A 23,867-nucleotide genomic window follows, 5' to 3' on the forward strand; every position below is an offset into this window, starting at 1 on the left:
GCTCACAGGTTGTCCACTAAAATCTATTTATCTCTTTAATAAGACAGGCATAAAAAAAGGCCGGGATTTTGCCCGGCCTAACCATAGTAACGTGTCAAGAAGAGAAATTATTTATTTTTCAAAGCCCCCTTAAGATTTAATTAGTTGTTTTTCCAGATATTTTTTATCCTCCCGGATTGATTTTTCATACCCGGCCCCATGGATAATGTCATAATTTATGCTCATAAGATGTGGATTTTGCTCCAGTAATCTCAATACATCCCCGGTCTTGAAAGTCGGATTGTCCGGATATAATGATTCGAATACCCTCAGAACAAATTCAAAGTCCTGAGGTTCATCAACCGTCCAGCGATGATGCGATAAGTCAATGTCATTTGTAAATTGTCCGATTGAAAATAATTCAGGATGATTGCGGAAATACGGGGTGACATGTTCTCGCTCGGATGGCAGGACCGCATTTTCCCAGGCTTTTTTAAGATGGTGTGAGTGAAATATCTCAAAATCGAGACCTATCGGAAAAGTCCTCTCGACGGTATTGCTGAGATAATCGAAATCACTATATGCGAAGTATTCAATCCCCTGGTCAATCACGTTGGAATCGGCCAGAGGACAGTCGCCTGTTAAACGGACTATTATATCCGACGGAAACTCAAGGCTGGCCCGGTAGAAACGATCAAGAACGTCAACCAGGCTGCCGCAATAGTATTCCACTCCGAGATTATCGCATAGTTCGCAGATGGGAGTATCGTCCTGCTGGTCGCTGGCGGCGACAATAAGTTTATCAATTTTAAGTGACCGCGCCAATCGCTCGATATGATACTCCAGCACGGGACGGCCCATTATCGGCCGCAATACTTTCCCCGGCAATCGGGATGAGGACATGCGCGCCTGTAAAATCGCCAGAACGCCATATGATGATTTTTCTTCCATCATCTATACCGTATATTTTTTTTCATGACTTTTCATTAATACCGCGACCAATTCATCGACGACGCGTTTGATATCATCGTCGGCTAAATTCGGATACATCGGCAGGCTCAAGGCTTTTTCGTAATACGCTTCGGCGTTGGGGCAATCGCCCGGCTTGGTGCCGCAGTTTCGCTGATAATAAGGTTGGAGATGAACCGGAATATAATGCACCTGAGTCCCGATGCCTTTAGCTCGAAGCTGATTCATTACGGCCGCCCGGGATACACCCAGTTTTTCAAAATCAATCTGAATGACAAACAGGTGATAGGCATTTTCTACCTCGGTCTTATTTATCAAAGGCCGAACTTCGCCGTTAGTAAATTCTTCTTGTATCAGGCGGCAATAAATACCGGCCAGCTCACGGCGTTTTTCCAATGACCATTCCAACCGCTTCAACTGTTGAATACCGAGCGTGGCCTGGATATCGGTCAGCCGGTAATTGAATCCCAATTCGACCATTTCATAATACCAGGGATTGGGCATTCCTTCCGAGTTGAGAGCCATATCTTCATTAATTTTTGATTCGCGTGAGATTCCGTGACTCCGAAAAAGCCTGAGCCGATCGGCTGTTTCGGGTAAATTGGTTGTAATCGCGCCGCCTTCACCCATAGCGACATGTTTAACCGGGTGAAACGAGAATACGGTCATATCACTATGAGGATTATTTCCGATTCGGTATGTTTGTCCTTCATAGTTATAAGTTGCCCCGATGGCATGACAAGCGTCATCGACGACCCAGGCGCCATGCTTTTTGGCCAGGTCATTTATAGCCGGTAAATCGGCCGGCTGGCCGGCAAAATGTACCGGAATAATCGCCTTAATTTTCTTCGCGGTATCCTTTTTTAATATGCGGGCGATACTATCTGGTTCAATCAAACCATTCTCGGGATCAATATCGGCGAAATATACATCGGTTCCGACAAATCGGGCGCAGTTGGCTGAGGCGGCAAAAGTGTTGGGGGTCGTAATCACGGCGTCACCGGGACCTATCCCCAGGGCCAGCATTGACAGATGCAAGGCGGCAGTACCGCTGGAGCAGGCGACCGTTTCCTGAACTCCCAGTCTGTCAGCCAGGGCGTGCTCGAAATCAACAATCGCCGGCCCCTGAGTCAGCCAGTCCGATTTAAGAACTTCGCATACGGCGGCAATATCGGCTTCGGTAACATGCTGACGACCATAAGGCAGAAACTTTAGCTTATCCATATCACTGACCCTTTAATGACTTTCCACTAACTCGGATATTTTGGTTCTTGTGTGAAGAGATTCTTCCGCGTCTCGCATCAAAACAACGCGGCTTGAGCTTGATTGTTTCTCCTCGTCCGGAACCGAGAAATTCTTATCGACATACTGTCGCGTTAAATTCCGGATTTGCTCTATCGACAACCATTCGGTATTGTTGCCACTCGAATAACTGAAATCAATTGGGCATTTTTTCCCGTCGAAGGCATTGGCGAATTTATCGACATCCCAAAGCCGCATTGACGGGAGAATAACAAAGTAATCTGAGAATTCGAGGGAATTGATAGCATCGGTCTGGGTAATCATTTCCTCATGCAGTTTTTCTCCGGGACGAATCCCGATGATTTTTTTCTCGCATTCGGGCGCCAAAGCTTCGGCCAAATCCATTATCTTGTAACTGGGGATTTTCGGAACGAATATTTCGCCGCCCCACATATGCGTCAGCGCGTGCAGGACGAGATTGACTCCTTCTTCCAGAGTAATATTAAATCTTGTCATACGAGGATCGGTTATAGGGATAACGCCTTCTTTTCGCTTTTTCAGGAAAAACGGTATGACGCTTCCGCGGCTGCCCATGACATTCCCGTAGCGGACAACGGAAAAAGAGATATCATGATTCCCTCGAAAATTATTGGCCGAAACGAACAGTTTGTCAGAACAAAGCTTGGTCGCGCCGTAAAGATTTATCGGAGCGGCGGCCTTGTCCGTAGAGAGGGCTACAACTTTTTTGATGCCCTGGTCAATCGCGTTTTCGATGACATTCTGAGCCCCGAAAATATTGGTCTTAACCGCTTCAAAAGGATTATATTCCGCCGCCGGCACCTGTTTTAAGGCCGCGGCATGAATAACAATATCAATATCTTCCATCGCTCGGCGAAGGCGTTCCCGATCACGGACATCGCCGATGAAAAATCGGATTTGCGGATATCTTGACTGAGGAAATTGTTGCTCCATTTCAAACTGTTTTAGTTCGTCGCGCGAATACACAACGATTCGCCTGACCGATGGATATTGATTCAAAATGGTTTTAATGAATTTTTTGCCGAAGGACCCGGTACCCCCGGTGACCAAAATTGATTTTGAGCTTAGCATCTTTTTCCCACCCTCACTATTTTATGAGTTTTTCTCATAGCTTTCATATTCTCATTTTCTCATTCAATTACAGGCGATCAATGATCAAAATCGACGTCGCGACACCGGTTAAAATCGATAGACTGGTTGAGATGAATTTGAACCAGTCCTTTTCCTTTTTGATTTCCGCCGGAACCACGATAACATCACCCAAATCGACTTTTTTCTTGAGGACGCCGCCGGAAGCGTATACGTGGCCGTTGGCCTTAATCAAACGAGTTTCCCCCTTGTCGGCTCGCTTGGTGAATCCACCCGCCTTTTTGAGGTATTCCTTAACCCGCATCCCGCCCTGATACTTGATCGTACCGTTGGCGCAGACTTCTCCCAAAACCGGTATCCCGGTTGGTATTTCGGGGATATGGATGTAGTCACCGGCCTGCAATTTAAAGTCACCCTGAGAGCCATTTGTTTCGAGCAATAAATCCATGTCGAGAATGATGCGGTCCATGCTGTTTGGTCTTAGGGCCATAATCTTCTGTTGGCGGATTTCACCGGATGAATCGACGACCAGGGGTTGTGAATTGTTAATAATGCCTTCAATATCTTTGCGGCGCAGGTCTTCCATAATTGCCGGGCGTTTGCATATCGTCCCAATCGGAAAAGCCTTGTCGGTGAATCCTCCGGCCCGTATAAGCAATTCCCAAAAAGTCTCATTACGGTGTGTCAGGGTATAAACCCCGGGAAATTGCACTTCACCTTCAATCGATATCGTCCGGTGTAACTGGTAGCCGGGAATTTTGCGAATGAACAGGTGATCGTTTTCATGAAGCCGAAATTGTTTATGGGAGTCGTTATGAAGCTGAATATTGAGTATTTCCGTGTTGCCCAAACTGTCAATGCGAGCCAGTTCCGCCTCAAGCATATAGGCGCTGGCATCAAGATTTCCGGCATGAAAAATTAAATCAGAAATCGTCATGTTTTTATAAAGCGGGTAACGCCCCTGATTTTGTACCAGCCCCTCAATATGGACAAATTTCTTACGCTCGATATCGGTGACATCAAACACTTCCAGTGAATCAAGATCGGCCAGTTGAATATTCGCGGCGGCATCGCCTTCCATAACCGCTCGAAGATTAACGGCGATAATCTCGCGCTGTCCATTCTGAGTGCGGCGATACAAATCGGCTCTGTCCAAAAACACATTGTTCGGACAGAGCTGGCATTTTTCGATCAAATCCGATATTCTCATAAAGTCGGTGCGCTCATAAGTCCCCGGATGCTTAACCATCCCGGTAATCCAGATCAGATTTTGCCGCATTTTATAAATACTAAATACCGATAAATCGTCGCCAGCGGCGAGCAATAAATCATCCTTATTTTCATCGGTGAAATTTATATCCATGATTTTACGGGAATCATCTTTGGAGACTCGGTCGAGCATCAACCTTTCCATGAAGGCGTGAGCGGTCGGGCCTCCGGCGAGAGCTAATAAATCGGAGATGCGCTCATTATTAACTAATTCATATATGGCCGGACGTTTGACTTCGCCTCGAATTGTAACCTGGGGACCGACCAGCGGTACGAAGATAACATCCCCGGATAACAAAGGTGTGTCACAACTCTTGTCACCCCTGACCAGAAAATCATAGAGGTCAATATTCTTTTGTTTTTTATCACGAATTAGCTTTATCTGTCGGAGGGACCCGTTAGCGGTTGGTCCTCCGGCTTTATATAAAGCGTTGAAGAGTGTCGACAGGGCCGAGACTGCATAACCTCCGGGAGAATTTACCTCGCCGTAAACAAAGACTTTTATGGTGCGAATTTTGCCTATCGTGACTTTGCGCTTGAAACCGGTATAAACTTTCGCGATTCCGTTATCAAGCTGCTCCTCGAACTCGGTCAGAGTTAATCCCCAGGCGGTGATTTCGCCAACCTTGGGGATGAATACTTTGCCCTGGCGATCAACCGTGAGATTCCATTCCTGCTGAACCCGTCCCCAGAGATTGATGATTATATTATCGCCCGGGCCTAAAAGATAATCATCCGGGATCGAGGCGTTATATATTTCACCTACCCTGGTATTGGTAAACAGATCGTAGCCGAAACACCGTATTTGGTTTGTATCCGGAAAGATTAATTGCTCATCCGGATTGTCGGATATAATCCTTGTCGTATCTTCCCCCCCGGCGGCCTCATCCTTACGAGCATCCTGAACTTTCTTTTTCTCCTCTTCCTGAATTCTCTGAATTTCTTTCAGAATATCCTCATCAGACTTTGCATCACTTTCTTCAAATATCGTTGGTGATTTGTAAGTCTTATTGCGCGATTGAACGGACTGAGGATTTTTCTTCATTAACTCCTGATATGCCTTAATTTGCTCAGGAGTAAGATCATCCTGCGCGAAGCCCTGCTTGAGCCAGTTTATGCATATCAGTATAATAACTAATGCAGCTATAAACAGATTTCTCTTCATAACGTCACCTTCCATGGTTTGCGTTTGGATATGCAGGTGTTATGCCGGAATGCGAAGTTTTCAGTAACCGCTTATTCACCAATGACATAAGTGATGTTTTTAGACAGTATTTTGGCCTGTAAATAGTATGCGATGGAAAAAAACGGCATATTCGCGGGAAAAATATTCCCCTTGATTGAGAAAAATGAGGGTCACGTACGTCATAATCTCATAAGATGTTGTAATGTTGTAAAAAAAGATCACATGGACTTGACAAAAATCGGCTGATATTGTACCTTTTCAATTCGTTTCTCCGGCAGACTTGTCAAATGAAGAGTTGTGTCGAGTTGCGATAAGTATGTGAGATGGGATAATATTTTGTCATCAATAGAGTTGGAGTAGAGGATGAGAAGAGCAACGGTCATTTTTTTCTTTTGCGTTTGGATAGCCTTATTTTCGGCATCATCGGTTTTTGCCGGTGGCATGGGAGTATTGGGTGTCGGCGCCAAAGCCAGTGCAATGGGCGGAGCCTTTCGCGCTATTGCTGATGACTGGTCGGCGGCTTATTACAATCCGGCCGGTCTGTTTTACATGACTGAAAACGAGCTGACAATTAATGAAGTGTTTTCCAATTATCAGCTCAAGTATGAACCCCACATTAATTACGGCGGTTATCCGGTTGGTTTTTATCAGGGCGAGATTTACAATCGCTATGAAATATTTACCAACCCAACCCTGGGGGGATATTTTAAGTTCCCGGTTTCCGGACGAGATATTGTAGCAGGATTGGCGATCTTCCAGCCCTTCGATCAGAACCTTTCCTGGGAGGTGTTCGGACCATTAAACAATGACGCTTCGTTGCCGGGCCAGCAGATCGAACATAATTTTGATGCGGTCGCGTTCAATGCGGTGATTGCGATTGAATTGATGGAAAACAAATTGAGCTTTGGATTATCCGGCGGTTTATTAAAGGGTGATTTAATTTACGGCGGCTTTTTCCTGCGGGAGAATCCGGCCGACCCCAACGCGCCATATTATGATCGCGTTGCCAGTCGCCCCAATGATTTAATTACCCAATGGCAGCATTCCGATGGATATGGTGTAGGTTTTAATCTGCGTTCCGGACTTCTTTTCAAACCAACGGAAAAGCTGAATGTGGGATTAACCTATGCTCTGCCGACTTCGGTGACCATCGACGGCGATAGCTATTTCTATTACTATATGCCGGATAATCCCTATTACCAGCTTGATGACGATGTCTTGTTCCCGAACTCGGCCAATTATATACTATCTTACGGCGCCGTCTATGAGGCCGAAGGAACTTTTGAAACGGAGGTGAAACTCCCGGGTCAACTTGCGGGCGGTATCGCCTATCAGGTTAACGATAAACTCCTCGTCGCCGGAGATATGGAATTAACATTCTGGTCAGGTTTCGAGGGCTACGCTTTTGATTACCAGTTTAGCGATAGCAGCATTTCCTATAATGATGAGATTAATGCCTGGATGGTTGAAGATATGACATTACCGGTTGATTGGAAAAATACCATCAGCGGTTCATTGGGACTTCAATACGCCTATACCGAAAAAATATTCCTGCGGGCCGGTTACGCCGCCGATCAATCGCCATTCGAACCGGGAACCTTGCACCCCGCGTTTTTTGATTCGGGGCTCAAGCATAGCGCGACTTTGGGATTAGGATTAGTATTCGAGAATGTCCGCCTCGATTTTTCAACGAAATATACCAAATATCCGGAATCAATCGAAACCGGTAATATTGACGTGGAAGACAGCGATGGTGTAAAAGACACTATCTTTGATAATTTGCCGGGAACCTACTCTGGTTCGGCATTTGAATCGATTGCTCAATTCACGGTACGGTTTTAAGGGAGGATGAGATGAGATTAAGATTTTTGGCAATAGTTTTTGGCGTTATACTCACCGTCGTTTTCCTTGCCGGATGTACCGATAAAACGAAAGATAATCCATCCCGGTCGTTTGTCACGGAAAAAGGTTTGCTCTGGAAATGGCCGATGCAGTTCGAAAGCATCCTGACCTCGACCATATTCGATGCGACGACTGAAAATCCGAGCGTTCGCGGCGTTCATATTTATACTCCCCCGGGTTATAATTGGCAGGGTCAGGGGCGGCCGTATCCGGTGTTATACCTTCTGTCTCCTTTCCGGGCCAATGATCTCTACTATAGCGAACATGGACTGGTGGAAATCGCCGATCGTTTGCTTAGCGAAGGCAAGATTCAACCGATGATAATCGTTTGCTTCGACGGGCGTTCTCTCCTGGGCGGTTCGTTCTATACCAATTCCATCAGGCAGGGCAATTACTTTACGGCCTTGTTCCGCGATACCTCATATATGGATATAGAATGGCAGGCTCTTAATGATACCTTTACGGTTGATATTTTCAGCAACGGAATGGTTAACCGGGTTGATCAGGCGTATTCGACGATACAAGATAAAGGCGCCCGAGCCATTGGCGGTGTTGGAATGGGCGGCTACGGAGCCTTTTCCGCCGCGATCCAGACCGACCTATTCAGCTCCGTTTCGGCCGTTAACGCTCCTCTTGATTTTGACGGTGACGACGGCGAGAGTGGGTTTAGAACGCTTATTGATAATGATATATCATCTGTGTGGCCAATCGATACTTCCTTTGCCGATCCCGCGACATCATTGATAGTTTCCGCTTCATCGGCCTTTTCGCCACATGTGACTGTAATTGACAGTATCTATTATTTCACCAGCCAGGTTTCAATGGCGCGTACTTTTGGATATTTTGTGGGAGATACTCTGACCGATGATTTGAAATCATATCTGCCTAAGCACCAATCGCACGCACCAATAGATTCAACCGGAGCCATTGATAATTTCATCTGGGGTCTGTGGATGGCTCATAATATCGACTCGCTCTATGTCAATGATCCGGAAGGATTCGCGACCCAATTCAATGATATGCCTAAACTTCTGATTTCTTCCGACGAAGCGAAATTCCATTATGACGACCAGATGACGGCTTTCCTGAATTTTCTAAATAGCAACGGTATGGGCACGACCATTCAGCATCTGACATTTGAAGGCAACAGTGAAATGCCGGCGACGGCTGATAGCTACCTCTATGATCTTCTTGAGGATATCCTGATATTCCATTCTGAAAATTTCGATATCCCTGAAGATTTGTAAAACTGATTATTAGTTTTTGAAAATTAAGGGTTGGGCCGGAAAGATTATTCTTTTCGGCCCTTTTTCTTGAGATGAAAGAATATGATGTAATTTCCATAGGCGCCCATCCCGATGACGTTGAGGTCGGGACGGGAGGCGTAATTATTAAACTGGCTGAGCAAAATTACAGGATTGGCATAATCTACTTAACCGCCGGTGAAATGGGTACCGGCGGTGAAGCCGAAGAGCGAAGCCGCGAAGCCGAAGATGCGGCCCGATTGATGGGCGCCGATTTGCTCAAAACCTACGATTGGGGTGATGCGTCACTCGCCGACAGTTATGACAAACGTTTGGCTTTGGCCCGCGATATCCGAAACTATAAGCCTTCGGCAATTTTATGTCCGGCGCCCCGGAAAGGCCACGGCCGCAGGCAATCGCATTCGGACCATGTTGCCTGTGGAGAAATAAGTATCAATGCCGCCAATCTGGCGTCGCTCAAAAAGGTTCCAGTTGAGGGTAAGCCGTATCAGGTTAACCGGATCTTTTATTATTTTTTGCCCCCGGGTATGAATCCGGATTTTGTCGTTGACATCAGCGATCAATTTGATAAGTGGCTGGAGGCTTTGAAATGTCACAAAAGCCAGTTTCTCAATCCTGAAAAATCACGCGATTATATTTGGACGCTTGAGAGTCTGGCGCGTCATTACGGTTTGATGGCCGGTGTGAAATACGGCCAGGGCTTTAAGGGCGACCAAACGCTTTTAATAAATAATATAATGGATTTGGCCAAAGGACACCGATTCTAACTGATACTACGAAGCATAAATTTATGGTATGGAAGCAAAACTGAAAATTCCGGCCCTCAATACTATCTAAAATTGATTAAAATGCGGTTGGCCGGTGAATGTAATTTATTGTTTTGCAAAGAGTTAAGGGCATAGAAATTGCTTGACAGATGTGAACCAATTGCTTAGCTTAATAGGCTATGAAACTGACTTTGAACAACATAAATGACTTCCCCGCCCATTTGGTCCTGGAAGGGAAAGCCAATGATTTGAGACTGGAATATAGGGGGTTGGTTGAAGCACATTCCTTGCAGGTCGAAATGGATATTATCCTGAGCGATAATATCTATTATTGTCAAGGTCAGGTCAAATGTGACGCTAAGTTGGAATGTTCCCGATGCCTGGAACCGTATTCTGAGTCACTAAACGGCAGGATTGATTTTTCAATTCAGGAACTTTCCGATAAACATCCGGTTGATACAGATGAAGTCCCGGAAAACGAAATATTGCTGACTTCCGTAACTAAAGAGATAGATATCAGTCAGCCGATTCGTGAAGCCTTAATTCTGGAGATACCATTAAAGCCGATTTGCGCCGAATCCTGCCGGGGTTTATGCTCCCTTTGCGGCGGTAATAAAAATGTCCAACAATGCGATTGCCGGATAGAAAACGCCGATTCGAGATGGGACAATTTAAAAGATTTACTAATAGATCAACAAAGCCCGGATAAATAATTGAGGAGATATCATGGCATTACCAAAAAGGAGACACTCACGAGCTCGAGGCCGTAAACGCCGGACACACTGGAAATTGAAACCGCCGACAATCGTCGATTGCCCGCAGTGTCACCAACCCAAATTGTCGCATCATATATGTCCCAATTGTGGCTTTTATAAGGGTGAAGAAGTTCTTGAAGTCAAATAATCCGGCAAATAATCAGACTTATTATCATGCCTGAAAAAACGGGAATTACAATAGCGCTTGATATCATGGGCACCGACAACGGTCCCGGGAATATTATTGCCGGAGGTGTTGTGGCGGCGCGCCAGTTCGGTCCGAATGTAAAGATTGTTTTGGTCGGTCAGCAAGACGCAATCAGCGGCGAGTTGAAAAAACTACGCGACGTTCCGGCTAATATCGATATTCACCACGCCGAAGGTGTCGTCACCATGGAGGATTCTCCGGCTGACGCCGTGCGTCGCCAGGGAACATCAATCGCCGAGGCGTTCCGACTCCAAAAGGAAGGCCAGGTCAACGCCGTAGTTTCCCCGGGCAATACCGGCGCCATTATGGGAACCGCCGTTTTGAGGTTAGGTCGTTTGCGGGAAGTTCGCCGTCCGGCTATCGCGTCGTTTTTTCCATCGATTCATAGCAGCCAGACCCTCGTATTGGATGTCGGAGCCAACTCCACCTGCAAGCCGATCCATTTGTATCAGTTCGCCATTATGGGTACGATTGTGGCCAAGTCGATGATGCAGAAGAAAAATCCCCGCGTGGGTTTGCTCTCCATCGGCAAGGAGAAAAGTAAGGGTAATGAACTGATTGTCAGTACCCATCCGCTTTTGAAAAATAATAAAGCCTTGAATTTTATAGGCAATATTGAAGGCCGTGATATCCTGATGGGCAATGCCGACGTTGTTGTTACGGACGGTTTTGTGGGTAACATTGTTCTTAAATTCGCCGAATCGGTTGAAGGTTTTTTAACAACTTCATTGCGCCGACAGGTTTCAACTAATATCTTTTCCCGATGCGGCGCGATACTGATGTACCCGTTTTTACGACGCCTGCGCAACACCTTCGATTACGCCGAATATGGCGGAGCGCCCTTGCTGGGTGTTAACGGCGTCTGTTTGATTTGCCACGGTGAATCATCAGGTAAGGCGATATTAAGCGCCTTAATGGTCGCCCGGGACATGGTGTCGTTTCAGGTAAATAAAAAAATAGAGGCTGTCTTGATGCCCGGACAAAACGGAGATGAAGAAGCCGTCGATTATAATATAAACGGCGTTTCGCTATCTGAAAAGTGGCAAAATTAAATTAGGTGATATAAACTGATGTTAAGAGCAAAAATAATCGGAACCGGGTCATATACGCCGGAAAAGATATTGACCAATCAGGATTTGGAAAAAATGGTTGATACTTCCGATGAATGGATAAAGAGCCGGACGGGAATTACCGAACGGCGCGTGGTTGTTAAGGGTCAGGTAACTTCAGATCTCTGTGTCGCTTCGGCCAAAAATGCCCTCGAAATGGCCGGTATCGGCCCCGATGATATCGATTTACTCCTTATTGGGACGGTAACTCCGGATTTTAAATTGCCTTCATTGGCTTGTATTGTTCAGAAAAAACTGGGTTTGAAAAATGCGGCCACAATGGATATTGTAGCGGCCTGTTCCGGGTTTATTTATGGTTTATCAATTGCCCGAGCCCATATCATTTCCGGAATTTACAAAAATATTATGGTCATCGGCGCCGAGATGCTCAGTTCGGTGACCAACTATGAAGACCGCAATACCTGCGTTTTATTCGGTGATGCAGCGGGGGCGGCCATTTTGACTGCGACTGAAGAGGATACCGGAATTCTTTCAACATTCATGAAATCAGATGGAAATCTGGCGGAGTTATTATGTATTCCCGCCGGCGGGACTCAAAATCCCTTCAGCCGCAATGGCGATACGCCCTGGTCCGATTACTTCATTCAAATGCGCGGTAATGAAGTCTTTAAGCACGCCGTACGACACATGGGCAACGCCGCCGAAAGGGTAATCTCTGATGCCGGGCTGACTCATGATCAAATCGACTGGTTGATTCCGCATCAGGCGAATATCAGGATTATCAAGGCTACGGCCGATCGCATCGGATTACCGATGGAAAAAGTTTTTATGAATATAGAAAAATACGGCAACACATCGGCCGCTTCGGTGCCGCTGGCGCTGGATGAAGCGATCCGAACCGGCCTGATTAAGACCGGAGATAACATTGTTAGTGTTGCCTTCGGGGGCGGTTTAACATGGGGAGCGGTTCTATTCCGCTGGTAGGAAAACGTGAGTAAAACGGCATATTTATTTCCCGGACAAGCATCCCAATACGTCGGTATGGGACAGGAACTATATGAGAAGTCGGATCGCGTCAAGCAATTTTATCGACAGGCATCCGATTTACTCGGTGATGATTTAGCCCGCATCTCGTTTGAGGGACCGGCTGAAAAATTAAAACAAACGATATTTACGCAACCGGCCATTTTGATTCATTCTCTGGCGATATTGGAAATCGCCGGTGATAATCTGGACGCGCCGTCCTTTGCCGCCGGTCATAGCCTGGGCGAATACGGCGCTTTGGTTTGTTGCGGAGCAATAAGCAATGAAGACGCCATTACGGCCGTGTGCACTCGAGCCAAACTGATGGAGCAGGCCTGCGTGGATAATCCGGGAACGATGGCGGCGATTCTGGCTCTCGATGATGAAAAACTAAATGAGGTCATTAGCGAAGCTTCAACCAAAGGCATTATAACGGCGGCCAATATCAACTCCGCTATTCAGGTTGCCGTCTCCGGCGATGTCCCGGGCGTTGAAGAAGCCTGCCGACTGGCCAAAGAGAAGGGCGCCAAACGAGCGGTCATGCTCGAAGTCGGAGGAGCCTTCCATTCGCCTTTGATGAACTCAGCCTCTGAAGGTATGGCGAAATGTCTGGATGAGATCGATATCAGGGATGCTTCGATATCGGTTATTGCCAATGTAACAGCTCAGCCGGTAACTAAGGCGGACGATATTCGCCGTCTTTTGGTCGAACAGATTACATCACCGGTCAGGTGGCGCGATACGATGGCCTATTTCATCGAGGAGAATGTGGAAACGGTCGTAGAAATCGGACCCGGCAAAGTACTAAGCGGTTTGGCCAAAAGAGATATGCGCGGCGTAAACCTATATAATATCGATACCTTGGCTGATGTGGACGCATTTATCAAACAGCCCGTATATTAAGGATAATTTATGAAGCCATTGGAAGGTAAAACGGCGTTAGTAACTGGCTCGGCCAGAGGGATTGGAAAAGCCATCGCCGACAAATTGGGAAGTCTGGGAGCGAAGTTGATAATTTCTGATGTAATGGAAGAGATGGCCATACAAACAGCCTCCGAATTCTCTGGGAAGGGATATGTGGCGCATGCTATCAGTTGCAATGTCAGCGATCCTGATAGCGTCAAAGATTTGATTAATAAGGTCATAGATAAATTCGATTCCATTGACATACTCGTCAATAACGCCGGTATCACCCGTGACGGACTTTTGATTCGTCAAACATTAGAGGGGTGGGATCAGGTTATGGATGTCAATCTTAAGGGGGCTTTTTTGACAATTAAGGCCGTTTCGCGGGTGATGATGAAAGCCCGCTGCGGCAAAATCATAAATATCAGTTCTGTGGTTGGTTTGATGGGCAACCCCGGACAGGCAAATTACGCCGCTTCCAAAGCGGGCCTGATAGGTTTAACCAAATCACTGGCCAAAGAACTGGCCGGACGAGGAATTACCGTAAATGCCGTGGCGCCGGGTTACATCGCGACTCACATGACCGAGGAATTGCCCGAGGCCGCCCGCGACGCGTTTTTAAATATCATTCCGCTGAAACGACCGGGAACGGCCCAAGATGTTGCCTCGGCGGTAGCGTTTTTGGCGTCCCCAGAATCTGATTATATTACCGGTCAGGTTTTGCAGGTCGACGGCGGCATGCTGATGTAAACAAATTTTGAAATAACAGGACAACATTATCAAAGGAGATTGGGATGTCTGTTGAAGTAAAAGAAAAAGTAGAAGAAATCGTCATGGACAAGTTGAATGTTACCGCTGAGCAAGTAACCCCTGAAGCATCTTTTGCCGAGGATCTTGGCGCAGATTCTCTGGATCAGGCCGAATTGGTTCTGGCGCTGGAAGATGAGTTCGGGATGCAGATTTCGGATAAGGACAGCGAGAATCTGACCACCGTCGGCTCGGCGATTGAATACATTAATAAGCATACAAACAAGTAAATTAAAAAGTATAAGGAAGTTCACCTCGTATGAAAACGAGAGTTGTAATTACCGGACTTGGGGCTGTCACTCCTCTGGCTAATACGTTTAACGAAACCTGGGAGAAACTGCTTGAAGGGAAATCGGGAGTCGATACCGTTACCTCTTTTTCTACCGAAGGATTGCCGACGACTATTGCCGCTGAAATTAAAGGTTTGGAGGCGGAGCGATATATCGATAAAAAAGCTTTGCGCCGCATGGATCCCAATGAGCGGTACGCTATTGTTGCCTCCCAGATGGCCTACGACGATGCCGGATTGAGTAACGATGGCGAGGGATTGGACCTCAATCGGTGCGGAGTCGTGATCGGTTCGGGAATAGGCGGTATCCAAACTCTGGAAGCCCAGCATCTGGCCCTGAATGATCGCGGTCCCAAGCGGGTGTCACCGTTTTTTATTCCCATGATGATTATTGATATGAGCGCCGGGATGGCGGCCATGCGATTCAATTTCCGCGGTCCTAATTATTCTACGGTATCAGCCTGCGCTTCAGCTGCCCACGCCATTGCCGATTCCTATCGAATCATACAGCGAGGTGAAGCGGATGTGATGATAACCGGTGGAACCGAAGCGGCAATCACTCGTTTATCCATGGCGGGATTCTGTTCAGCCAGGGCGTTGTCATCAAGAAACGATGAACCCCCGCGAGCCAGCCGCCCCTTTGACAAAGACCGCGACGGTTTTGTTATGGGGGAGGGTTCCGGAATTATGGTTATCGAATCGCTTGAGTCTGCCAAAGCCCGAGGAGCTCGGATTTATGCCGAAATAATCGGCGCCGGTATGACTTGCGACGCCCATCACATGACCGCGCCACCTCCCGATGGAGGCGGGGCAGCTCGGGCTATGCAACTGGCGCTTAATGACGCCGGCATCAACCTCGATAAAGTTGACTATGTCAATAGTCACGGTACTTCGACCGGTTTGGGCGATATCGCGGAAGTCAAGGCTCTGAAAACCGTATTCGGTGAATACGCTTATAAATTGGTGATCAATTCCACAAAATCGATGATTGGACATTTGCTGGGAGCGGCCGGGGGGGTCGAAACGGCTGTAACCGCCAAATCAATCAAAGAACAAATGGTGCATCCGACCGCGAATATTGATAATCAGGATGAGGAATGCGATCTTGATTTTGCGGCGGACGGGAAACGCTCAATGAAAATCAGGAATGCTATCACTAATTCATTCGGTTTTGGCGGACATAACGTCAGTATTGTCCTGTCCGCTCATGATTAGAATAAATTAAGATGGGCATCTGGGAATCGATTAAAGAACTGTTTGGAGCCGGGAGGGCCGTCGAGAATCAAAAATTATTGGTCAGGTTTCAGAAAAAAATAGAATACTCATTCAAAGATGATAACCTGCTCCATGTAGCCTTGACTCATCGCTCCTTCGCAAAGTTGGGCGAAAAAGACTGGCTGCCCTCCAACGAACGGCTGGAATTTCTGGGTGATTCTGTGCTCGGTCTCGTCGCCGCAGATTATCTTTTTAACAAATATCCCGAAAAGCCCGAGGGTGATTTAACGAAATTTAAGGCTTTGCTCGTTAATGAAACCACTCTGGCCCGACAATCCGCTAAGTTCAATTTGGGCGATTTTATTCTACTTTCTACCGAAGAGGAGAAAGCGGGCGGACGTGAAAGAGCATCCATTTTGGCCGATGCTTTTGAAGCCGTTATCGGGGCGATATTCATTGACGGCGGATTATCGCCGGTCAGATCGTTTATCGAAAGGACTATTTTAGTCTACTCCGATGAAATTGCCGCCGACAAAACCTACATCAATTATAAAGGGGAACTGCTCGAATACCTTCAAGCCCGCAGCGAAGGAATGCCTCGATATGAAGTCGTCAGCGAAGAAGGGCCGGACCATCACAAAACATTTACAATCGAAGTAATCGCCAACGGCAATGTTATCAGCAACGGCGTCGGCTCATCCAAGAAAGACGCCGAACAAAAGGCGGCCGCCGCCGCTTTGAGAAAATTAATAGAGGGAGACAAGTAGCCGCGGATAGATTTGACACGGGGGTACACGAGCATTAGATTCATAAATGAAAAGTAATGCCGGTAATCATGCGCGTTTTAATAACGCGCGAGATTAAATGATATAATGGAGGTTTGAATGAATATTGTCGTTATCATAAAACAGGTTCCTGAAATTGAATTGGTCCGCGTTGACGACGCATCCGGAGAGGTCAATCTTCCTTCGGGTCCCGGGGTTGTTAATCCCTTCGATGAATACGCCATCGAAGAAGCGCTTAAAATAAAAGGATCCAACGGGGGCAAGGTTACGGTCCTTACAGTCGGCAGCGATAGAGCCGAATCGGCCCTGCGTCAGGCGTTATCGGTCGGAGCCGATGAAGCGATTCTCGTTACCGATCCGGCCTTTGAAAATTCCGACGGAATGGCAACCGCCAAAATATTGGCTGCCGCCATAAATAAAATTGGCGATGTCAATCTCGTTCTGGCCGGTAAGCAGGCGATCGATGACGATGCTGCCGTTGTCCCGGCTGCCCTGGCCGCTAATCTCGACTGGCCCCAGATTTTATTCGCACGCAAAACTGAAAGTATAGCAGGTAGCGAAGCGGTCTTCCAGCGGACGACTGAAGAAGGATACGATACCGTAAGCACATCGCTCCCCGCGGTGGTATCGGTCGTCAAGGAAATTAACGAACCTCGGTTGCCTTCATTGAAGGGGAAAATGGCCGCCAGGAAAGCACCCATCACAAAATGGGCCGCATCCGATATTGGTATCGACGCCTTGAGTGTGGGCGCCAATTCCCCGACCAAATCGATTAAAGCCGCATCGCCTCCTCTGCGCCAAAAAGGAGAAATGATCGAGGGAGAAACTCCCGAAGAAATTGCCGATAAGCTGGTAAAAAAACTTCGTGATAATCAGGTTCTGTAGGCTGATTTTACATATCTTTAGACTTAATTTTTTAAAAAAAAGAGCTTGATTTTCGTATAGCTATTTATTAATTCCATTTTGTAAAACGGCTACCAGGATACATCTCGATTGAGGTTTATTTATGCGTTGCGATTTTTGCGGCGATAATATAGAAGGCGTCCCGTTCCAGAAAGACGGGATGACCTTTTGTACGCTGGAATGCTCCGATGCACTGGAGACGGGCGAAGCGATTCCTCTGGGCGAAGAAATGCTCGACGATTCCGAAGACAGTGATGACGATGATTATGATCTGAACGATGAAGAAGAAGATGATTACGAGGATGACAATTACGCCGACGGGGACTTGATTGAAGATCCGAAGTCGGAAGACTTGTGATAGTTTGTGATATTTTTTTCGTATAGATAATTTATATCTGTCCGTATAACCCGATATACTCAATAAAGCGGCGGCCTGAATTTCAAACCTCCGCCGCCGGGGTCTTATGCTGATTACATTATATATATTTTTGACGATTATTTGTATGGCGGTATTGATTATCGTTCTATCCAAAACTGTTTTCGATATTTCATTTCAAAGAAAACAGTTCAGCCTGCTTGTGTCCGTATTGCGCTGTGGTCTTTTTTTTGATTTCCCCGATAAACGAATTGGTTTTTATTTGAACGGATTTAAAAAACTATCATTCGCGATTAAAAGCAGCGACAAGGCGAAAAAAGAGAAAGCCCTCTCCAAAAAAGAAAAGATCAAAAAAGATAAAAAGATAAAAAAAGAAAAAAAGCGGTTTCCGCTGAGTTTAGGAATAAGACTTGCCCGGGCCGGATTTCTTTTCGTCTGCCGGTTTTTCTCGCGCGTACAATATGATACCGGGCAGTTAGTCTATGAACCGGTGATGGTCAATCCGGCCGTGGCCGGAATGGCCTACGGATGGAGCAAAGCTATTATGGGAATGTTTCCCGGACCGGGCGGGTCGCTTCAATTTTTGCCCCGCTTCGAAGGCGGCCAAAGCCGGATATCGGGACGGCTGACACTCTCTGTTAATAACCGCGAGGTCATGTATATACTCTTTCAATTACTGGGCGATTTGCCGATAAGACAATTAGTGAAACATTTTATAGGAAGGCGAGGATAATATGCCTAATAACGTCATGGAAGTCATCTCCGGCATCGTCGGAGAACTAAAACAGATCGCCAGCGCCGAATCGATCATCGGCGAAGCGGTCACGGTCGGAGACAAAACCGTTATTCCAATCGTCAAAGTATCGGTCGGTTTCGGAGCCGGCGGGGGCGAAGGCGAAAAGGAAAAAACCGGCGGCGGATACGGAGCCGGTGGCGGCGGCGGATGTATCATCGAACCGGCCGCGTTTATTATTATGGATGAAACCGGCATTTCCCTGCTTCCTGCAAAACCGGGTAAAATCGATTCCATCGTCGAAGCCATCCCCGGAGTCGTCAACAAAATTATGAAGCTCAAGAATAAACTCAAAAAATCGGATGACGGCGATTCGGGCGAAGACGCGGAGAGCGCCGACGAATAAATTATATATTGTCTCGGGTCAGATACGGTCATCTGACCCGCACAGGCAAAAACCTGTTTTCGGCTGTCGCGTAGCTAATCTAAATTTGGATTATTTTAACAATCCCTGCTACAAGTCGAACGATTGTTTCTTTGCGTAACGACAACCCTCGGGTTGTCGCTGTGTCAAAACCGCAAACCTGACATACCGGGACGCTAAAATTTTATTTATCATGTGTGAAGAAAATCAGGACAGCATCAAATATCCCATCGACGGCACGCTCGATTTGCATCAGTTCCAACCCAAAGACATCGCCGATGTCGTCAAAGAATATATTAAATGTTGTCTGGAGAAAAAGATTTACACCCTGCGCATCATTCACGGTAAGGGTATCGGAGTTCAGCGAGAAATCGTCAAATCAATATTGAAGAAGCATCCGGCCGTCGTGTCGTTCCGACATGAAAGCGGTTCCGGCGGCGGCTGGGGCGCGACGGTAGTCGATTTGAAAAGTGATTGATTAAAAGCTGAAATTAAATCCAAAATAAATTGTCTGAGAATTCTCCGAATTATTTCCACCCTTTCTCATTGCTATATACAAATCATTCAAATCGATCGGCTGATCGGAATGAATCGCCGAGCCTGCAGCATAACCCAAAGCCCCCAACAGTATTGAATTAATTCCGAGATTGATGCCAAAATTTTTCTTTGACCTATCAGTATATTCAGGTGTTAAGGTAACCAATATGCCAAGAACCGAACCGGCCACAAATCCTTCCTGAGCGTACGATTTGCGGCGGTAGGATGAAGCGATGTCATCACGGTCGATAAGTATATATTTCCCGGTCCTGAGCTGAATACTTATAGCATGGTCGTTAGCCGTTTCATATTTGCCTATATGCTCGACACCGTTCTTAGTGACGATTTTCAATTTTATCCCCGGCAGGATTTCTTTGGCGGAAATGAGAGGCGATAAAACAACAATAAATAAAGAAAAACAAAATAGATAGCGGACGATTGATGAATATGAATGATCCATATAGTATTTTCCTTTAGGAAATTATCTTCCTAAAAATTCCATGCCAGGTTAATAAAAATCCCGTCGTCCCGCACTGTATACTTACCGACTTTTGTAAGACTGAAATCATCAATATCCGCAGTATTATAAAAATTAAAATGAGATCCTACATAACCAGTAAAAATGCCACAAGCAACTCCAAAAGCAAATAACCGTGATACAAAGATGATATCTTTAGCTGATGATTTTGAACCTAATGCCCTGCCGATGAAAACTCCGGAAAAAAATCCAACGACAAATCCCCGCCTGGACAGCTTTTCCTTTTTATATACTTCTGAAATATCAGACCTGGACAGTGAAATATATTCACCGGTGAATTTTTTTAATGTTAAGGAATCAGCGGTGCCCGATTCATACCAGCCCTTGATTTCAAGACTGTTCTTGGTGATGATTTTAACGGCGTTGTGAATCAGGATTTCTCCGGCAGTAGAATTTGAAATTGAAAAGAATATGACAACCGTTAAAATCGATAAGAAATAAATAATACGTTTCCCCAAAATTTCCTCCTCGCCCCCAGGAATTCAAATCATGGTATAATAATGATACCTACAAATATCGCATCATGCAAACAAAAAGCCGTTATTTTAATCAATAACGGCCAATTCATACTCTCTTTAACATTCATCACTTCAAAAGTACCATCTTGCGCGTCAGGCTGGTGTTATCATGCGATACTCGGTACAGATAAATTCCGCTGGCAACAGCTTGACCGCTCCCGTCCATACCATCCCAGACAACCTCATGACGACCGGCGGGATATTTCTTATTATCCAGAGTTTTTACAACTCGTCCCAAAATATCAAACACCTCGATTTTTACATTGCCTGATTTGGGCAGAGAAAATGAAATCGTAGTCGCCGGATTAAACGGATTGGGGAAATTCTGATATAGCGCGAACGTCCCTGGCAATATCGGATTATCGTCATCGACGTCGGTCGGCAGCAAATCATACACAACTTGCGCTCGCTGAGCGTTGGCAATAAAATCATCCCAGGCATCGCCGCCGACAATAGCGAAGGCGGCCGTATCCGATTGTCCCGGACTCAGAGAAAACGGGCCGGTCGAAGTTATATGCGCTGCGTCAACTACTCCGTTATAAAATGGCCGAAAATCGGTCGCCAGTCCGCGAAATTTCAATCCTTCATGGAAAAAGCTGCCGTAGGTTTCGACCGGACTTATCAAAATTTCATGATTGAACATCCCCTCCGGATTAAGAATCCTCACGCCCCGGAAGTCGGATGAATCGGAAGCTGAGGCCCAGCAAACATATCCCATATCTTCGCTATCGACCGGACGGCCGTGATTCTGGCTGAAGACGTTGATATCCCAGTCGAAATAAAGTCCGGCATACAATCCGGTTATATCAGTGATGTTGTTGTTGGTGATGATATATTCGAGGATAATAAACTTATCATCCGGAGCCGAATTCCAGGCGTAGCTTTTCTGAACGATGGAAATCCCCAGAGGATTTTCGGCATAACTATCATCAAATGACGAAACCGTTTCCTGATCGGCATAAATACCCGATGTCGTCGATTGAATCGTCCCACCCCCGGTTACAAAGAAATCGCTGTCGAGTTCCTGGGCGACATTGTGAGCGCCATCCGAGACGTGGGCCGAATCGGTTCCGATTAAAAAGGCACCCTCATACATATCATTGATGGCACTGCCGAATTGAAAACCGGAATATCCCAGTGGAGTATATGAATTGTCATTGAACCCAAACACGCCATAATTGGAGATAGTAAAGGCGATGGTTTCATTTTGATGATCATAATATGACCGTTCGCCGCGCGAACAGACATAGAATTTCAGCGTTTGCACTTTGCTGTACCCACCGTCGGCGGTAATAAGCATATCAACAATATAGTAGCGATTGATTTCAATCGAATTATCAAAAGAAATCATGAGGAGCGATCCTCCTGTAGCGGAACCATTACGGCCGATTGCCCCGAAACTTATCTGGCTGGTTATAAGATTTACACCCGACTCGGGATTTGAAAAATCAGCGGTGACATTGAAAGCATCGGCGCCGATATTCTTGATCGTCATGGTCAAGTCAAGTTGATCACCGGGGTTAATATGAGGGATATCAAATCCTTTGACCTGCAATGACGGAGTGGTCAACATCGTAAGTTCTTCGAGAGCTTTAACAATATCAATCAGGCCCCATCCGTAAGTATTATCCGGTCCCGCCGTCCCCAGATCATGAGCCGAATTTAATAAAGCCGTCTTGATTTCATCAACTGTCGCGTCAGGATTTTTCTGGCGTAAAATAGCCACCGCTCCCGATACATGCGGAGCCGCCGCCGAAGTTCCGCTGCGGATAGCGTAAACGTTATTCGGCTCGCATGAACGCACCGACTGTCCCGGAGCGACCACGTTCGGTTTGATGGAAACTCCATCACAGTTTGACGGTCCTCGTGACGAAGCGGACCAGATCGATGAATCGGGCGCGTAAACCGCGCCGATAGCGAAATTAGTAATCGAATCCTCAGCCCGATTGGCAGGGCTGCGAATAGCGTTGGCAGTAGTTCCTTCATTGCCCGCCGAAAAGACATTGACAATACCCAGACCGTCTTCGAGGTTGTCAATTACACCCCAGAATAATTCGCTGCATCCGATATCTTTTATGCCGTAGCTGTGATTGATGACGTCAGGAATATCGGTCACGGTATTGGGATTACCGTCCGGGTCAGCCGCCCATTGAAAAGCGTCGAAAATCGAAGCTCCGGGAACGTCAATGGCCAGCGCGGCAATCCAGTCCGCGCCGGGCGCGACGCCGATTGTATCGCCGGTGGCGTCATCATGGCCGACCATAATTCCGGTTGTGTTCGTTCCATGCGCCCGCGATGATCCGGCTTCGGGAAAATCATGAGGATAGGTGGAAGTATCGATTCCGGGATACCAGCATTCCCGCGCCGAATAGCCTTTATTACCACGATAATTACTCGATAACGCCGGATGGTCTCCGTCAACCCCGCTGTCAAAACTGCATACAATCCGTCCGCTTCCATCATAACCCAAAGCCCAGGCCGAATCAGCGTTAATTGCAGAAAGATTGATCTCAACCCCGACCGATGTAGACAGAGATTCAATCCCGCTTTTCGGAGCCGGGACAGGTTCAATTTCAGGATAAGCCTCAATAGATTTAATAAATGAGTTATTTGCCAGAATTTTCAATTTATCGGACCGAATCTCGGCCTCGATTAAATTATCAATCCAAAAATATTTTATATTTCTTGCCTGTCCGTTATTCACGAAGCTATTCAGGATGCTTTTAAGCGGCTGTTGGGACTTTTCGGCGTTTTCTTTCAATTGTTCTATGGCCGCCCGGCGGCGATCAGATAACTTCTTGAAATTTGCGTTCAAGGATGATTTAAATGCGGCTTGATTATGCTCAGATTTCGGGACGATAACAACCCGAATCATTGCGTTTGTCTTATTCGTTTGAATTTTACTCTCAAGCCCGGAAGATATTTCTCCCGCCAATACCGCCGAAGCAAAAAGCGCGCAGGCAAAAGCAAAGGCCAGAAATCCGATTAGATGATATATTGCCGAACGTATAGTCATGTTATCTCCAAACACAATATTACCTACCTCTCCAGAGCGAAGAATATGCCAGAAGAC

General features: G+C 46.5%; 24 protein-coding genes. 17 read left to right on the forward strand and 7 right to left on the reverse strand.

Annotation, left to right across the window (positions count from 1 at the left end; genetic code table 11):
- Nucleotides 1-129: 129 nt before the first annotated feature.
- The 4 genes from V3V99_14275 to V3V99_14290 all read right to left on the reverse strand — a co-directional run bounded on the left by V3V99_14275 (nucleotide 130) and on the right by V3V99_14290 (nucleotide 5,752).
- Complete coding sequence (locus tag V3V99_14275) at nucleotides 130-933, reverse strand: glycosyltransferase family protein (GenBank protein ID MEE9443826.1); 804 nt, start codon at nucleotides 931-933, stop codon at nucleotides 130-132.
- Nucleotides 934-2,172 (reverse strand): UDP-4-amino-4,6-dideoxy-N-acetyl-beta-L-altrosamine transaminase, encoded by a 1,239-nt coding sequence (gene pseC / locus V3V99_14280; protein MEE9443827.1) that lies wholly within the window; start codon nucleotides 2,170-2,172, stop codon nucleotides 934-936.
- A 12-nt stretch (nucleotides 2,173-2,184) separates the two neighbouring features.
- A complete protein-coding gene (pseB, locus tag V3V99_14285; GenBank protein ID MEE9443828.1) occupies nucleotides 2,185-3,300 on the reverse strand; it encodes a UDP-N-acetylglucosamine 4,6-dehydratase (inverting) in 1,116 nt (371 codons plus the stop codon).
- A 67-nt stretch (nucleotides 3,301-3,367) separates the two neighbouring features.
- Nucleotides 3,368-5,752, reverse strand: coding sequence for an SLBB domain-containing protein (locus V3V99_14290; GenBank protein ID MEE9443829.1), 2,385 nt, complete (start codon nucleotides 5,750-5,752; stop codon nucleotides 3,368-3,370).
- 384 nt (nucleotides 5,753-6,136) lie between these two features.
- Here V3V99_14290 and V3V99_14295 point away from each other — a divergent pair, with 384 nt between their 5' ends.
- From V3V99_14295 to V3V99_14375, 17 genes are all read left to right on the forward strand, one after another.
- The gene (locus tag V3V99_14295) at nucleotides 6,137-7,615 is read left to right on the forward strand and encodes an outer membrane protein transport protein (protein ID MEE9443830.1); all 1,479 of its coding nucleotides are present in this window, start codon (nucleotides 6,137-6,139) and stop codon (nucleotides 7,613-7,615) included.
- Between the two features lie 11 nt (nucleotides 7,616-7,626).
- Nucleotides 7,627-8,922 (forward strand): alpha/beta hydrolase-fold protein, encoded by a 1,296-nt coding sequence (locus V3V99_14300; GenBank protein ID MEE9443831.1) that lies wholly within the window; start codon nucleotides 7,627-7,629, stop codon nucleotides 8,920-8,922.
- Nucleotides 8,923-8,993: 71 nt separating this feature from the next.
- The gene (locus V3V99_14305) at nucleotides 8,994-9,707 is read left to right on the forward strand and encodes a PIG-L family deacetylase (protein ID MEE9443832.1); all 714 of its coding nucleotides are present in this window, start codon (nucleotides 8,994-8,996) and stop codon (nucleotides 9,705-9,707) included.
- Between the two features lie 179 nt (nucleotides 9,708-9,886).
- Nucleotides 9,887-10,420, forward strand: a complete 534-nt coding sequence (locus V3V99_14310; GenBank protein MEE9443833.1) for a DUF177 domain-containing protein — start codon at nucleotides 9,887-9,889, stop codon at nucleotides 10,418-10,420.
- 13 nt (nucleotides 10,421-10,433) lie between these two features.
- Nucleotides 10,434-10,610: a 50S ribosomal protein L32 gene (rpmF, locus tag V3V99_14315; protein ID MEE9443834.1), complete on the forward strand. Its 177-nt coding sequence runs from the start codon at nucleotides 10,434-10,436 to the stop codon at nucleotides 10,608-10,610.
- A 26-nt stretch (nucleotides 10,611-10,636) separates the two neighbouring features.
- Nucleotides 10,637-11,722, forward strand: coding sequence for a phosphate acyltransferase PlsX (gene plsX / locus V3V99_14320; protein MEE9443835.1), 1,086 nt, complete (start codon nucleotides 10,637-10,639; stop codon nucleotides 11,720-11,722).
- Nucleotides 11,723-11,740: 18 nt separating this feature from the next.
- Nucleotides 11,741-12,724 carry a beta-ketoacyl-ACP synthase III gene (locus V3V99_14325; protein MEE9443836.1) on the forward strand — a complete coding sequence of 328 codons (984 nt, stop codon included), beginning with the start codon at nucleotides 11,741-11,743 and terminating at the stop codon, nucleotides 12,722-12,724.
- A gap of 6 nt (nucleotides 12,725-12,730) precedes the next feature.
- Nucleotides 12,731-13,666 (forward strand): ACP S-malonyltransferase, encoded by a 936-nt coding sequence (fabD, locus tag V3V99_14330; protein ID MEE9443837.1) that lies wholly within the window; start codon nucleotides 12,731-12,733, stop codon nucleotides 13,664-13,666.
- A 9-nt stretch (nucleotides 13,667-13,675) separates the two neighbouring features.
- A complete protein-coding gene (gene fabG / locus V3V99_14335) occupies nucleotides 13,676-14,419 on the forward strand; it encodes a 3-oxoacyl-[acyl-carrier-protein] reductase (protein MEE9443838.1) in 744 nt (247 codons plus the stop codon).
- Between the two features lie 44 nt (nucleotides 14,420-14,463).
- Nucleotides 14,464-14,706: an acyl carrier protein gene (gene acpP / locus V3V99_14340; GenBank protein ID MEE9443839.1), complete on the forward strand. Its 243-nt coding sequence runs from the start codon at nucleotides 14,464-14,466 to the stop codon at nucleotides 14,704-14,706.
- 29 nt (nucleotides 14,707-14,735) lie between these two features.
- Nucleotides 14,736-15,980, forward strand: a complete 1,245-nt coding sequence (fabF, locus tag V3V99_14345; protein ID MEE9443840.1) for a beta-ketoacyl-ACP synthase II — start codon at nucleotides 14,736-14,738, stop codon at nucleotides 15,978-15,980.
- A gap of 11 nt (nucleotides 15,981-15,991) precedes the next feature.
- On the forward strand, nucleotides 15,992-16,747 hold the full coding sequence (gene rnc / locus V3V99_14350; protein MEE9443841.1) for a ribonuclease III: 756 nt from the start codon (nucleotides 15,992-15,994) through the stop codon (nucleotides 16,745-16,747).
- Nucleotides 16,748-16,864: 117 nt separating this feature from the next.
- Nucleotides 16,865-17,650, forward strand: coding sequence for an electron transfer flavoprotein subunit beta/FixA family protein (locus V3V99_14355; GenBank protein MEE9443842.1), 786 nt, complete (start codon nucleotides 16,865-16,867; stop codon nucleotides 17,648-17,650).
- Between the two features lie 121 nt (nucleotides 17,651-17,771).
- Nucleotides 17,772-18,026, forward strand: coding sequence for a hypothetical protein (locus V3V99_14360; GenBank protein ID MEE9443843.1), 255 nt, complete (start codon nucleotides 17,772-17,774; stop codon nucleotides 18,024-18,026).
- A 106-nt stretch (nucleotides 18,027-18,132) separates the two neighbouring features.
- Nucleotides 18,133-18,777, forward strand: coding sequence for a hypothetical protein (locus tag V3V99_14365; GenBank protein ID MEE9443844.1), 645 nt, complete (start codon nucleotides 18,133-18,135; stop codon nucleotides 18,775-18,777).
- Between the two features lies 1 nt (nucleotide 18,778).
- Entirely contained in the window at nucleotides 18,779-19,183 is a 405-nt protein-coding gene (locus V3V99_14370) for a spore germination protein GerW family protein (GenBank protein MEE9443845.1), read from the forward strand.
- 211 nt (nucleotides 19,184-19,394) lie between these two features.
- On the forward strand, nucleotides 19,395-19,679 hold the full coding sequence (locus V3V99_14375) for a Smr/MutS family protein (protein ID MEE9443846.1): 285 nt from the start codon (nucleotides 19,395-19,397) through the stop codon (nucleotides 19,677-19,679).
- Here V3V99_14375 and V3V99_14380 read toward each other — a convergent pair whose 3' ends face one another.
- The 3 genes from V3V99_14380 to V3V99_14390 all read right to left on the reverse strand — a co-directional run bounded on the left by V3V99_14380 (nucleotide 19,680) and on the right by V3V99_14390 (nucleotide 23,810).
- Complete coding sequence (locus V3V99_14380) at nucleotides 19,680-20,198, reverse strand: hypothetical protein (protein ID MEE9443847.1); 519 nt, start codon at nucleotides 20,196-20,198, stop codon at nucleotides 19,680-19,682.
- 29 nt (nucleotides 20,199-20,227) lie between these two features.
- A complete protein-coding gene (locus V3V99_14385; protein ID MEE9443848.1) occupies nucleotides 20,228-20,734 on the reverse strand; it encodes a hypothetical protein in 507 nt (168 codons plus the stop codon).
- Nucleotides 20,735-20,861: 127 nt separating this feature from the next.
- Nucleotides 20,862-23,810: a S8 family serine peptidase gene (locus tag V3V99_14390; GenBank protein ID MEE9443849.1), complete on the reverse strand. Its 2,949-nt coding sequence runs from the start codon at nucleotides 23,808-23,810 to the stop codon at nucleotides 20,862-20,864.
- Nucleotides 23,811-23,867 lie beyond the last annotated feature (57 nt).

It is taken from the genome of Candidatus Zixiibacteriota bacterium (assembly GCA_036480375.1).
Classification (GTDB): domain Bacteria; phylum Zixibacteria; class MSB-5A5; order GN15; family JAAZOE01; genus JAZGGI01.